The organism is Chryseobacterium sp. AG844 (assembly GCF_003182335.1).
GTDB classification, from domain to species: domain Bacteria; phylum Bacteroidota; class Bacteroidia; order Flavobacteriales; family Weeksellaceae; genus Chryseobacterium; species Chryseobacterium cupriresistens.
In genome coordinates, this window is record NZ_QGTV01000021.1 from 1 (window position 1) to 12,283 (window position 12,283).

General features: G+C 37.4%; 15 protein-coding genes. 4 read left to right on the forward strand and 11 right to left on the reverse strand.

Annotated elements, in window-relative coordinates; genetic code table 11:
* Positions 1-485: 485 nt before the first annotated feature.
* Both trxB and holA read right to left on the reverse strand, forming a co-directional pair.
* A complete protein-coding gene (gene trxB / locus DEU40_RS17775) occupies positions 486-1,430 on the reverse strand; it encodes a thioredoxin-disulfide reductase (protein ID WP_110011081.1) in 945 nt (314 codons plus the stop codon).
* Positions 1,431-1,763: 333 nt separating this feature from the next.
* Positions 1,764-2,801: a DNA polymerase III subunit delta gene (gene holA / locus DEU40_RS17780; RefSeq protein WP_110011082.1), complete on the reverse strand. Its 1,038-nt coding sequence runs from the start codon at positions 2,799-2,801 to the stop codon at positions 1,764-1,766.
* 7 nt (positions 2,802-2,808) lie between these two features.
* Here holA and DEU40_RS17785 point away from each other — a divergent pair, with 7 nt between their 5' ends.
* Positions 2,809-3,240 carry a type I restriction enzyme HsdR N-terminal domain-containing protein gene (locus DEU40_RS17785; protein ID WP_110011083.1) on the forward strand — a complete coding sequence of 144 codons (432 nt, stop codon included), beginning with the start codon at positions 2,809-2,811 and terminating at the stop codon, positions 3,238-3,240.
* Between the two features lie 197 nt (positions 3,241-3,437).
* Positions 3,438-4,181, forward strand: coding sequence for a dienelactone hydrolase family protein (locus DEU40_RS17790; protein ID WP_110011084.1), 744 nt, complete (start codon positions 3,438-3,440; stop codon positions 4,179-4,181).
* A gap of 64 nt (positions 4,182-4,245) precedes the next feature.
* Here the strand turns inward: DEU40_RS17790 and DEU40_RS17795 are convergent, their stop codons facing one another.
* The 9 genes from DEU40_RS17795 to DEU40_RS17835 all read right to left on the reverse strand — a co-directional run bounded on the left by DEU40_RS17795 (position 4,246) and on the right by DEU40_RS17835 (position 10,153).
* A complete protein-coding gene (locus DEU40_RS17795) occupies positions 4,246-4,626 on the reverse strand; it encodes a PEGA domain-containing protein (protein WP_110011085.1) in 381 nt (126 codons plus the stop codon).
* Positions 4,627-4,869: 243 nt separating this feature from the next.
* Complete coding sequence (locus DEU40_RS17800; RefSeq protein WP_110011086.1) at positions 4,870-5,241, reverse strand: cupin domain-containing protein; 372 nt, start codon at positions 5,239-5,241, stop codon at positions 4,870-4,872.
* The gene (locus DEU40_RS17805; RefSeq protein ID WP_110011087.1) at positions 5,238-5,765 is read right to left on the reverse strand and encodes a GNAT family N-acetyltransferase; all 528 of its coding nucleotides are present in this window, start codon (positions 5,763-5,765) and stop codon (positions 5,238-5,240) included. The genes DEU40_RS17800 and DEU40_RS17805 overlap by 4 nt, the downstream gene beginning before the upstream one ends.
* Before the next feature lie 3 nt (positions 5,766-5,768).
* A complete protein-coding gene (locus DEU40_RS17810) occupies positions 5,769-6,371 on the reverse strand; it encodes a DUF2911 domain-containing protein (protein WP_062670647.1) in 603 nt (200 codons plus the stop codon).
* Positions 6,372-6,581: 210 nt separating this feature from the next.
* The gene (locus tag DEU40_RS22815) at positions 6,582-7,628 is read right to left on the reverse strand and encodes a bifunctional transcriptional activator/DNA repair enzyme AdaA (RefSeq protein WP_110011088.1); all 1,047 of its coding nucleotides are present in this window, start codon (positions 7,626-7,628) and stop codon (positions 6,582-6,584) included.
* The gene (locus DEU40_RS17820) at positions 7,628-8,392 is read right to left on the reverse strand and encodes an isocitrate lyase/phosphoenolpyruvate mutase family protein (RefSeq protein ID WP_110011089.1); all 765 of its coding nucleotides are present in this window, start codon (positions 8,390-8,392) and stop codon (positions 7,628-7,630) included. Before DEU40_RS17820 ends, DEU40_RS22815 begins: the two co-directional genes overlap by 1 nt.
* A 93-nt stretch (positions 8,393-8,485) precedes the next feature.
* Positions 8,486-8,998 carry a methylated-DNA--[protein]-cysteine S-methyltransferase gene (locus DEU40_RS17825; RefSeq protein ID WP_110011090.1) on the reverse strand — a complete coding sequence of 171 codons (513 nt, stop codon included), beginning with the start codon at positions 8,996-8,998 and terminating at the stop codon, positions 8,486-8,488.
* Positions 8,999-9,026: 28 nt separating this feature from the next.
* On the reverse strand, positions 9,027-9,581 hold the full coding sequence (locus DEU40_RS17830; RefSeq protein WP_110011091.1) for a DinB family protein: 555 nt from the start codon (positions 9,579-9,581) through the stop codon (positions 9,027-9,029).
* 53 nt (positions 9,582-9,634) lie between these two features.
* Complete coding sequence (locus tag DEU40_RS17835; protein ID WP_110011092.1) at positions 9,635-10,153, reverse strand: Crp/Fnr family transcriptional regulator; 519 nt, start codon at positions 10,151-10,153, stop codon at positions 9,635-9,637.
* A gap of 69 nt (positions 10,154-10,222) precedes the next feature.
* Between DEU40_RS17835 and DEU40_RS17840 the strand changes: the two genes are divergently transcribed.
* A complete protein-coding gene (locus tag DEU40_RS17840) occupies positions 10,223-11,077 on the forward strand; it encodes a hypothetical protein (RefSeq protein ID WP_110011093.1) in 855 nt (284 codons plus the stop codon).
* A gap of 18 nt (positions 11,078-11,095) precedes the next feature.
* Positions 11,096-12,124 carry a hypothetical protein gene (locus DEU40_RS17845; protein ID WP_181397998.1) on the forward strand — a complete coding sequence of 343 codons (1,029 nt, stop codon included), beginning with the start codon at positions 11,096-11,098 and terminating at the stop codon, positions 12,122-12,124.
* Positions 12,125-12,283 lie beyond the last annotated feature (159 nt).

A 12,283-nucleotide genomic window follows, 5' to 3' on the forward strand; every position in this document is an offset into this window, starting at 1 on the left:
ATCCGGGTATTACAACCCTGTGGATTGGACTCAAATGTTTTAAAGATATAGCCAAAGCTTACAAAATCTTTAAAGATCTGTCCACACGATAGTCCAAAGGAGGGGAATGTGTACGTCTTCAGTTGTTATATAGATGGTCATGAGGATTTTGGAAATATTTCTGGAAAATAAAGCTATTTACCTAATTTCTTATCGAATATTGGGTATGGAGAAATGTTGAATGTTTTTAGCGTAAAGGCGAGAACATTCGCTGAAAATCTTCTGAAACATTTTTTAATATTAAACCATTAAGATGAATTAAATAATTAAGAATATTAAGTTGAAGCGCAACACTTTCTAAAACATCCAGGATGTTTCCTTAACTTTCCTTCATAGCTCCAAGTTCCTTAATGGTTAAAAATAATTTGACGATCTCCTTCTCCTTTGTGTTTTCCAATAAAAAAAGCGCACCCACCGGGTACGCTTTGTATTGTATATGCTGAATATTATCCGTGTAATTCAGCTAAATATTTCTCTGCATCCATTGCCGCCATACATCCGCTTCCCGCAGCTGTAATAGCCTGTCTGTAGATATGATCCTGAACGTCTCCGGCCGCAAATACCCCCGGAAGATTGGTTCTTGAAGACCCTTTTTCAGTCACAATATATCCGTTTTCATCAAGATCTACCTGACCCACAAAGATATCTGTATTGGGTTTGTGACCGATGGCAATAAAGATTCCTTCAACATCTACTGTAGATTTCTCCTGAGTCTGATTGTTGATGATTACCGCTCTTTCTACAAGGCTGTTTTCTCCTTCAATTCCAATTAATTCATGGTGGAATTTCACTTCGATATTCGGCGTATTTTCCACTCTGTGAACCATTGCCTTTGACGCTCTGAAAACATCTTTTCTCACCAACAATGTTACTTTTTTACAAAGTTTGGCAAGGTAAGTAGCCTCTTCAGCAGCTGTATCTCCTGCGCCTACTACCACCACGTCTTTTCCTCTGTAGAAGAAGCCATCACACGTAGCACAAGCTGATACACCGCCTCCTGCATATTTTTTCTCATCTTCAAGACCTAAATACTTTGCAGTAGCTCCTGTAGAGATAATAACTGTTCTGGCAAGGATCTCTTTGTTTCCTGCATATAATTTGTGAACACCGCCTGCTTCTTTGGAGAATTCAGCTTTAGTGATCATTTCGTAATGAACTTTGGTATCAAATCTTTCTGCCTGTTTTTGCAGATCCATCATCATTTCAGGACCTGTAATCCCGGCTGGATACCCTGGGAAGTTATCCACTTCAGTAGTGGTTGTTAATTGTCCGCCCGGCTCCAAACCTGTATACAATTCAGGTTTTAAGTCTGCTCTTGCTGCGTAGATAGCAGCTGTGAAACCAGAAGGCCCAGATCCAACGATCACACAATCTAAAATGTTTTGCTCCATAATTTGCTTTGTTCGAAAAGATTTAATTTGAATTAGACCGCTAATTTCGGAATTTTTAATTTCTTTTTAAAGTTATTTTAATGATACTTGTCAATATCTGATATGTTGTATTTCGATGGTAACTGTTGTGGGGTGAATTCCGGGGTTCGGGATTCGGGATTTGTGGTGCGGGTTTTGGGATTTCGGGGTGCGGATTATTGTGTTACGGAATTTAGATTGGCAGAAAATTTAAAACTTTTTTAATGTCCTTTACCCATCATATCCCGAATCTCACTATCCCGCAACACGCATCACGCAACTCGCTACCTCGCATCTCGCAACTCGAAACTCGCCTCACACCTTCATCTTAATCTTATCTACATTGATGATCTTATACACAAGTTCCCGAATCAGCTCAGCTTCTCCCATATTCACCGCTCCTAGTCCTTTACCTTTCATATCGAATTCACGAAGAATAGAAATCACTCTTGTGGCATGTTTCAGAGGGTAAAGTCTGGCACTTTCCGCATAGTCTTTGATAAAATAAGGGTTCACTCCCATCTGTGAAGCAATCGTCTGTGGAGACTGCCCCGCCATCGTCTGATAAATAATAACATTTGAAAAATAATTGTAAAGGCTTGCCAGCATCATGACAAAAGGATTATTCTTCGGGTTTTTACCCATAAAATGAGCAATCTTAAAGGCAGCATTGGCATTTTTAGTTCCCAAAGCCTTCTGAAGCTCAAAAATATTATATTCTTTGCTGATCCCGATATGATTTTCAACGATGGTTCCGTCAAGGATTTCTCCTTCTTTAAGGATCATCTTCAGCTTGTTCAGCTCGTTGGCAATTCTGGACAGGTCATTTCCCAGATATTCTGCCAGCAGATGGGAAATATTGGGAGCTGTATTGATTTTAAGCTTTGCGCATTCATCCGAAATCCATTTCGGCAGATTGCTTTCCTTTACAGATTCGCTAAGGAAAAGAACTTTGGCTTTATCTAAAGCTTTGGCAGCCTTTTTTCTGCTATCCAGTTTCTTGTGTTTATGAGCAAAAACCAATACCGTTGAAGGAACGGGATTTTCTACATAGGCTTCCAGAATTCTGTTTTCCTCTTCATTGAATCGTAAATCCTGAGCTTCTTTCACAATAATCACCTGTTTGTCTCCCATCATCGGAAACTGTCTTGCCAGGGAAAGAACTTCCTGATAAGAAGTATCTTTTCCATAAGTAACTGTCTGGTTGAAAGCTTTTTCATCTTCTTCCAAAAAGTTATGTTCAAGAGCCTTTACAGCGACATCAATAAAGTAAGCTTCTTCTCCGTGGAAAAAATAAATAGGTAAAACTTCTTTATTTTTAATATTTTTGAGGATTAAATCTAATTCTTTCATCTTATTAATGGAACTTCCAAAACTGAATTTTCAGGAAACTTTTGATTTTAAATTCAAGAAAGACAAAGATAAGTTTTTTATTTATGATTTGGTCCGCAAAACTTATCTTCTGCTCACTCCTGAGGAATGGGTCAGACAACATTGGGTACATTATTATCTTACTGTAAAATCCTACTCAACATCGGCTCTGATTACCGAAAAAAAGATTATCCTGAATGGTCTTACCAAAAGAATTGACCTTCTGGTTACTGAAAAAACCGAACCTATAATTCTGATTGAATGTAAAGCTCCGCAGATCAAATTAACGGAAAAAACTTTTGAACAGACTGCCCGATACAATTCTATTATCGGTGCCAGGGAAATTATTTTAACAAACGGTTTGCAGCATATCAATGCTTATTATGAAGACGGACAGTATCAGTTTTACAGACCTGAGTAAGGTTTAAAATACCAAATGATTCCTGAAAAAGATTAAATAATATTCTATTAATATTCTTTCTGAGTTATTTTTATTAATTTCGATAAGATTTCTTTTCAACACTACTATCACAAATTTTTACACGAATTGCACAATTGTTATTGGTTGTATTTGTGAAAAGGATTAGTGTAATCTGTATTAAAATTAAATTACAAAATATGATACGTTCCATCTTATTAACTGCAATGATTATGGCTTCAGGAAATCTTTTCAGTCAGAAACTTAACCCTGTTTCCTACCAGGACGGTTCCCAGAAACTTAATGGTCTCATCACTTCCAATGCAGGAAAAAAACTTCCCGGAGTACTGATTCTCCCAGCCTGGAAAGGTATAGACGAAGAAGCTAAAACAGCGGCTGTTGAGCTTGAAAAGCAAGGCTACATCGCTTTTATTGCTGATATTTATGGTGAAGGAAAAATTCCTACGGATAACGAATCTGCTGCAAAAAGCTCAGGGTATTACAAACAGAATTATCAGGAGTACCAGAAAAGAATTTCGCTGGCATTGGAGCAGTTGAAGAAAAACGGAGCCATTTCTGATAAGGTAGCGGTAATCGGCTACTGCTTCGGAGGTATGGGAGCATTGGAATCCGCAAGAGGACATCTGCCTGTAGCGGGTGTTGTTTCCATCCACGGAAGCCTGGGCAGAGATCAGAGCAGAAAGAATGAAGCTTTGACGGCTAAAATTCTTGTTGAAAATCCGGCAGATGATAAAAGCGTGACCCCTGAAGATTACAATAACCTCATCAAAGAAATGAACGATGGAAATGCCGACTGGCAGATTATCACGTATGCCCATTCCAAACATACTTTCACAGATCCGAAATCACCGGATTATAATCCGGCAATGGCCAAAAGAGCATGGAACCACACATTGCTGTTCCTGAAAGAAATTTTGAAATAAACATAAAAAAGGCAAATTCGTGAATCAATGAATTTGCCTTTTTTCTTTTATAGTGTTAGCTTAATTACGGTTTAGCCTGAAGCTCCACGTCATATTTTTTGGGAGAATATTTGGTAAGAGAACCTGTTGCAGCATCAATTCCCACTCCTATTGCTCCTCCAAGAATAATATTCAGTAAAGTCACGGCATTAAAAGTTTTTGTCAGCTTCACTTCTTTCTTCTCGAATCCTTCTTTTTCAAATGTAACCATCTGCTTACCCAAACCTCTTGGAATTTTGGTTGTACAAGGTGTTGTACATTTTTCAATTCCCTTGTGAAATACTTTTGCCCCTTCAGGGTTTGAAGTAAAAGCTATTGGATCCTGAGTTCCTGTAAAAATGGTTGCACATGAAGTGGTAGAAAGCGTAATACTCAGGGACAGCACAATTGATAATTTGTTTTTCATAGATCTTAGTTGTTCATTTTTTTAAGTCCGCGAACTTACAAAATAATTCAAAAATCAGTACTATCAATCAGAACAAATATTTCAAAAAATATAGTATTAACCTATGTTCTCATTACCTGCTTCCTGAAATCTGATCTCAAAAGACTCAATACCATACAATTGCATCGTCTTTTGAAAATTGGGAATAAAAAAAACAAACCCACTGATATGCAGATTTGCTTTTATATTTTTTTAACAGCTTTTTTAGTCTACGCCTTCCTCTTCCCTATGCACCAATTCCATAGAAAATGCAGGAAGGCAGATCGCAAGATATTCACATGGTTCTGAAAACGGATTACTATAACGGATTCTTGCTCCTTTTTCAATAAGGATGCTCTGTCCTTTTTCAAGAACAACAATTTCTCCGTCTATTTCAAATTGCTTTTTTCCTGAAATAATGTAGGTAAATTCATCAAACTCAGGAGTCTGGTGAGGCTCACTCCAATCCGGAGGGGCTACCATATGAGCAATGGAAACATTGGAATTCCCTGTAGAGTTTCCCCAATGTTCTTCAATCAGTTTTCCGTCTGTAGTAGGCACTACAAATGGGGACTGCTGTATTTTATATTTTTTCATACCCAATCTTCTTTTTTAATTTCATACACGAAATTGGTTCTTGTAGGTTCTGCAAAATAAGCCACTTCTTCTTCAGCAATCTTTTGACCTCCCAGTCTTTCCAAAGCTGTCTGCGAACGGAAATTCTCTTTTCCAATGTGAAAATGAACTTTGTCTACAAACTGGAAGATATAATCCAGCATCAGCTTTTTAACCTGAGGATTAATTCCTTTTCCCCATGATTTTGTTCCGTAGAAAGTGTAGCCGATGAAAATATGATTCTCCTTTTCATTAAAATCATAATAACGGCTGCTTCCCAGTACATCTCCGGTTGCTTTCTCCATAATTTTGAAAGCACCCTTACTCTCCATAGCTCCTCTGAAAAAGTTCTCGAAAACGTCTCTCTTGTAACGATCCTTGTTAGGATGCTGTTCCCAGACTTTAGGATCGGAAGCCACTTCATATAAAGATTCAAAATCCCCTTGCTGTAAGGGGATTAATTGAAATTCTTCATTCTCTAAAACAGGCTGAACAGAAAAATTCATTGCTTAGCCTTTTTTAGTAGAATCTGATTCTATTTTCTTGATTTCTTTCAACTTGTCGGAAATCTTGATAACAGTGTCTAATTTGGACGGTTTCAAAGGAACTTCTGCCTGAGCCATATCCCATTTGATCACCAGGTTTCCTGAGTTTTCATCTGTAGGATTTAAAGTGATTTCAAACCATTCCTGTTTGTCTGTCAATTTATTCACCGGTACCGTAACGTCTACCACATCCTGTTTTGGATCGTACGTATACGCTCCCCATTGCTGGAAATCTTTATTAAGGATAACTTTCCATTCTTTTTCTGTAGGAACAATGAACAATCCGTATGTTCCTGCAGGCACTGTTTTCCCACCGAAGTTAACGGCCTGTCCGAAAGTAATTTTTGTAGAAGAGTTCGCTCCCGCTCTCCAAACCTGGCCATAAGGAACCAGTTCTCCGAAAATTTTACGTCCCTTCACTCCCGGTCTCCCATAATCAATGGTAATTTTAGACATTGAAAACTGCTGCTCAACCTTCTGGCGCGGACTTGCTGCCGGCACAGAATAATCCTGAGCAAAACTGAATGCTGAAACTGAAATGCAAACTGCTGCTAGTAACTTTTTCACGTGTAAATTTTTGTTTAAAATTACAAAATTCAGAGCGAATTAGCTTTCATAAACTTCGTTAAAATTTGTTTTACCGATATTTTTCTATACGGGTATTCTTTACCCCAATCCTTTTTAAAATTAAATAATCAACTGTTAAAAATCTTACTTTTCTTAATCGTTTTCCTTTTCTAAGTTGAATTGAAAAACAGGATAAGAATAAATTATTTTCTAAAATAATATAGCCTTTTCCAATTCCAGCAGCTTTTGTTTTCTCCAGATTCCACCTCCATAGCCTGTTAATTGTCCATTGCTGCCAATTACGCGATGACAAGGGATGATAATAGATATCTTATTCAGACCATTCGCATTGGCTACAGCTCTTATGGATTTAGGATTTCCCAAAATATCTGCCTGTTCCTGATAGCTTCTTGTTGCACCATAAGGAATTTCCTGAAGAATAGCCCAGACTTCTTTCTGAAAAGTTGTTCCTACAGGGGAAATAGGAACTGTAAATGCGGTTCTTTTTCCTTCAAAGTACTCTTTTAATTCTTCTTCCAGAGTAATAAAATGAGGATTTTCTCCTTGTATAATATTTGCTTTAAAATATTCCGCAACACTTTTTAATTCTGTTGGAAGCGCTTTTCTGTCGGAAAATTCTAAAAGACAGATTCCATGTTCATCGGCACAGGCTATCATTGTTCCCAGCATGGTTTCTATTCTCTTCAGATCAATGATCTTTTCCATGGAATTATTCTTAGGTGATACTCCAAAAATATTTTTAAAACTCTCATTAAAACCACTCAGACTTTCATATCCTGTGTCAAATGCTACTTCTGTAACCGATTCTCCCTGTTGAAGTTTTTTAAATGCTGTATTGAGTTTTGACATTCTCTGGAAAGCATGAAACGTAATCCCATGGTGTTTCAGAAACCATCTGCGGACTGTTGCGGGTTCCAATCCTCTTTTTACAAGATCATAATCTTTAAGCTTTAATGTGGGGTCGTCGGCAATTTCTTTCAATAAATCTTTAATATACGGAGGTGTGGCGTTGAGATTTTCCAAAGGTCTGCACACTTTACACGGGCGATATCCTTTGAGCATTGCATCTTTGGTATTGGAAAAAAACTCTACATTTTCAAATTTCGGTTTCCGTGCGGTGCAGGTCGGTCTGCAGAATATTCCTGTGGTTTTTACACCCATCCAGAATATCCCTTCAAATGAAACATCTTTGATATAAGATGCCTCGTACATTATTTTTTCTGTAAGTTCCATCATTAGATAAAAAGAGGTGAAAAACTTCTTACGTTTGTAATTTCCTGACTTGCTTTTTCAAGCTCCCTGTAAATATGTCTGTACATAAAAGCACCTGAAGTAACTCTTTTTACACCTAATGCTTTAAGCGTATCAAAGTCGGGTAAATCAGCAAGAGCCATAACATTCACGGGAAGAAAAGTAGCTTCTGTAATGGTTCTGATATCGTTTTCAGCTGTTATGCCCGGAATGAAGACGCCATCGGCTTTAAGTTCTTCACACAGTTTAATTCTCTCTAAAGTTTCCTCCAGCGCATTTTCAATATTCAGTAAAAAAGGATCTGTGCGTACATTGATAAATACCTTACCTCTGTTTTCTCCTAATTTGATAAAAATATCTTTTAATTTTTCATAGAAAACATCTCTGTTTACCAGTTCTCGTATTCCATTAATAACATTGGTATCTTCAATATTAATCCCCGATATTCCAATTTCTATAAGTTTCAGCATATTCGAAACTACCGTATCATTTTCAAGACCATATCCGGATTCCAGATCTACCGACAGAGGAATTGAAACGGAAGCTCTGATTCTCTTGATGATATAAAAATATTCTTCAAAGGTCATCTGCTCTCCATCTTCATATCCTAAACTCAGCGCGACTGCCGAACTTGAGGTTGCCAATGCTTTATACCCCAGCTTTTCATATGCCTTTGCGCTTTCTACATTCCATACATTACCCAAAAGTAACGGTTCTTCACCATGATGTAACTGTTTAAAACTGATCATAATTTTTTATTCAAAAGTAGAAAGATTACCGGATGCTCTACAACCGAAAAATGAACACCTATTTTTTATAATTCTCCGAATGTGAATTTTGGTTTAAAATAAGATGGCCTTTTCAAGCTCCAGCAGTTTTTGTTTTCTCCAGATTCCTCCGGCATATCCGACCAATTCACCGTTTGAGCCTATCACACGATGACAGGGAATTAAAATCGCAATTTTATTGATTCCATTGGCTGTTCCTACGGCACGTATCGCCTTGGGGTTTCCCAGTATTTCTGACTGCTGTTTATACGTTCTGATTTCTCCCATCGGAATTTCACGCAGCAGCTGCCAGACCTTCTCCTGAAACTCTGTTCCAGTAGTAAACAACGGAACTTCAAAACGGTTTCTTTTTCCCTCAAAATATTCTTTCAGTTCTTCTTCCAGCTGTTTGAAATGAGGATGTTCTTTTTCTACAATTTCTGCATTCAGTACCTTTGATAAAGCCTTCAGCTGCTTTTCAATGTTTTTCCGGTCTGTAAATTCCAGCAGACAGATTCCCTGATCTACGGAGCAGGCAATCATTTCTCCCAACGGGGTTGATATGTTTTTTTGGTGTATCATTTCCATTAGCTTAAAATTAAGCTTTTTGGAAATCTTAATTTGTTTTTAATCCGTTAAAATTCTTTATCTGTTCAACATGCCTTTGATTGTGGTAAATAACAAACCGGAAAGTGTCTCCCAGCTTCAGCCTGATCAGCTTTGAGATACTGATATTTGTTTTTGTCTTTTCCAAATCAACCTTTTGTGCTTTTTCCAGTAACTCAAGCATTTTCCGCTGCTGTTTTATGAATGTTTCCACTACCGTTTTATCCAGATTGCTGTGGATAGGATTCATGGCTTTAAGCGTTTTCATCTTATTCAGATTCTCTTTGGGAAGCATGCTTTTAGCAAAATAATTTCCAAGAATTCCGGGCTTAAAATAGAGTTGAGAAGGCTTGCCGGCAGAAGAAATAGTGCGGTTGATTTCAGGAATATAAAAGTTTCCATAGCGGTTGAGATGTTCCAGACATTCCAATATACTCCAGCTTTCTGCTGAAATCCTGAAATTCAGATCATGTTCCGTCTTTAAAGACAACATTTCAGCAAACTGTAAATGCTGCTTTGTCCTGTTTTTTAACTCATCCAGTAATTCTGAGGTTGAAATTTTCATTACATTTTTTATGCAAATATGCTGATCTGGTTATTCTTAAATCTTGACTGAACTCAAGATTTTTTCATTCTGGACAAGGTTTCCGGTGACATTCTCAGATAATTGGCGATATATTTATTGGGAACTTCCTGAAATAGCTTTGGACTTCGTTTTAAAACCCTCTCAAAACGTTCTCCGGGAGCATTGATCAGCAGATCTTTTTCTCTTTCAAGCTGTTGTAGTACGAGATCTTCCAGAACACTCATCCAGAATTTCATGTGTTCTTCATTTGATTGTATAAATGCATAGAAATCCTTTTTTGAAGCTACTTTCACCGTTGTTTTCTTAATCGCCTGAATGTAAAGTTCCGAAGGCTTTCCCGACAAAAAGGAATCCAGGCTGACAATAATATTTCCTGTGTATCCGAAACGAATGATCCTTTCTTCATCTTCATCCATCATAAATATCCGGACACTTCCCTTTTCTATAAAATAAATAGAGGTATCTGTACTGCCTGAAATCTTCAGAAACTCATTCCGTCTGAATGCTTTCTTTTCCCAATGGATTCCGCTCTGAAGCAATTTTTCAACCATTTCATTTTATTATTTGCTTTTCCAAAGATAATAGGTAATTTTAAAGTTTTAAAACACTAATCACTGATAATGCTCAAAAGAACAGTACTTTTCATACTGCTTTCTGCCGGATTGTATGGTATGAAAGCACAGCAGACCATCCCCTTCCGGATCACAAAACACAATAATATCATTGTAAAGACCCTTGTTAACAAAAAGGATTCTCTGGATCTGATGTTTCAGATCGCGATGAAGGATTATGCTATTTCTCCTGATGGCAAACAGAAAGCAGCACATATTATTTTCAATAAAGAAGAACTCAGCGATAATAATACTGTTGAGATCGGAAAGATCATCCAGGAAAATGTGCGTTTTTTTGACAATCAGCTGACAGGTCATGAAGCAGACGGAAAAATCGGAACCGGAATTTTTGAAGGGAAAGCCTTTAAAATTGATTATGACAACAACCAGTTTGTGATCTACGACAAAATGCCGGATCTGAAAGACTACCAACCCATCAATATCATTCTGGATCATGAAGGATTTTACCTAGCCGCAGATAATATCCTTGAAGGTAATCAGCAGCAGGAAGCCTATTTTGTTTTGCAATCCGGGTTTTCGGGAGCTATACTCTACAGCAACGAATTCGCTGAAGAACAACATCTTGAAAAAAAACTGAAGATAACAGGAGAGAAAACCCTCAGGAACTCTGAAGGTAAAACTTTAACTACCAAACAAGCGGTTTTGCCGTATTTCAAGTTGGGAAACAGTGTATTTAAAGATGTTTCCGTAGGATTTTTCTCCGGGGAACTGAAAACACAAAATGTAAGTTATCTGGGCGCCGATATGCTCCGCAGGTTTATCTGGATCTTTGATGCAGAAAGGAAAATGGCTTATATCAAACCCAGCAAATACTTTTCGGAACCTTATTACAAAATGAATTAGACTATGATAAACACTTTAATGCTAAAAAAAATCATTAAACCCAAAGCTGCCGCTGCTCTTTTACTTTTGCCATTGGCTATTATAAGCTGTAAGAAAGAAGAGAAAAAAACAGTGGTTACAGAAATAAAAACAACAAATGATTCTGTAAAAACGGTAAAAACTGAGGAGAAAATAGATTATACGGATTTTAATATTTTCAGTCTGTCTGTCATTTCATCCGCAGAAAAAGATTCTGATATTGATATTTTCATTTCTGTTTCGGATATCTATAAGGGAGTACAGCCTGTACCTGAAGCTATTATGAAAAACCAGAAACAGATGACTTATGAGGAACGCCAGCATTTTGAACTGGATGCTCCCAGCAGAAAAAAACTGCTTGAAGGAATTCATCTCACAGAAAATGATTCTCTGTACATTTATGAGTATGGTTCTAATCAACTTCAAAAAATGCCAGTCAGCCAATTAAAAGCCGTGGCTTATTTAAGTCCTTATTCCGATGATCAGGATTTAGACCCGGATTCTTATATGATGGGATTCCAGGTAGCCACTCATCAAAAAACAACAGAATACGACCGTTATACTAATGCTATCGCTTATTTTGGGAATAAAAATCCTTTCGTAAACCATAAAATGAAAGCTGTGAAATGGCAAAAAGCTGATGCGGTCAGTTCAGGAAAATATTTTAGTCAGTCCAAACTTACCAAGGGAAAAACCTACCAGGCACAATATGAAAATCTGACCTATTATCTTCAGGATTATCTTGAAGAAGGAAATATCACAGAACGTAAGCTTGCGGTCATCAATGATCGTAAGGAAAAAATTGCGGAAAAGACCTTCAGCCTTGCAGGAAGTGATGGTGGAGAGTTTCTTCCTCTGTATGGAATAGATGGTGATGAAGCCAATGTTTTCCAATATACAGGCCACCTTTTCAAAGGAAAACCTCCGGTTATTTTTGGATTCATGGCACAGTCTTTTGGCTGTCCTTCCATTAGCTTTTTAGATCAAAAGGAGAAAGATTTTCCAATCAATTGTGATAACAGGCATTAATAGGGCGAAAATGCGAAATGGTTAAAAAGCTTCTAAAAGAATCGGTTTAGACTTCTATCGGAATGTCGAATTCTTTGGATAAATAAAACGTGTAGTTTGTCCATTCCGTAGGAATCTATACTCTTACCATCTAAATACTAGATCTAGATTCCTACGGAA

Coding starts and splice junctions, on each gene's coding strand:
- trxB (WP_110011081.1), bottom strand. CDS start 1,430: ATGGAGCAAAACATTTTAGATTGTGTGATCGTTGGATCTGGGCCTTCT.
- holA (WP_110011082.1), bottom strand. CDS start 2,801: ATGAAAGAATTAGATTTAATCCTCAAAAATATTAAAAATAAAGAAGTT.
- DEU40_RS17785 (WP_110011083.1), top strand. CDS start 2,809: ATGGAACTTCCAAAACTGAATTTTCAGGAAACTTTTGATTTTAAATTC.
- DEU40_RS17790 (WP_110011084.1), top strand. CDS start 3,438: ATGATACGTTCCATCTTATTAACTGCAATGATTATGGCTTCAGGAAAT.
- DEU40_RS17795 (WP_110011085.1), bottom strand. CDS start 4,626: ATGAAAAACAAATTATCAATTGTGCTGTCCCTGAGTATTACGCTTTCT.
- DEU40_RS17800 (WP_110011086.1), bottom strand. CDS start 5,241: ATGAAAAAATATAAAATACAGCAGTCCCCATTTGTAGTGCCTACTACA.
- DEU40_RS17805 (WP_110011087.1), bottom strand. CDS start 5,765: ATGAATTTTTCTGTTCAGCCTGTTTTAGAGAATGAAGAATTTCAATTA.
- DEU40_RS22815 (WP_110011088.1), bottom strand. CDS start 7,628: ATGATGGAACTTACAGAAAAAATAATGTACGAGGCATCTTATATCAAA.
- DEU40_RS17820 (WP_110011089.1), bottom strand. CDS start 8,392: ATGATCAGTTTTAAACAGTTACATCATGGTGAAGAACCGTTACTTTTG.
- DEU40_RS17825 (WP_110011090.1), bottom strand. CDS start 8,998: ATGGAAATGATACACCAAAAAAACATATCAACCCCGTTGGGAGAAATG.
- DEU40_RS17830 (WP_110011091.1), bottom strand. CDS start 9,581: ATGAAAATTTCAACCTCAGAATTACTGGATGAGTTAAAAAACAGGACA.
- DEU40_RS17835 (WP_110011092.1), bottom strand. CDS start 10,153: ATGGTTGAAAAATTGCTTCAGAGCGGAATCCATTGGGAAAAGAAAGCA.
- DEU40_RS17840 (WP_110011093.1), top strand. CDS start 10,223: ATGCTCAAAAGAACAGTACTTTTCATACTGCTTTCTGCCGGATTGTAT.
- DEU40_RS17845 (WP_181397998.1), top strand. CDS start 11,096: ATGCTAAAAAAAATCATTAAACCCAAAGCTGCCGCTGCTCTTTTACTT.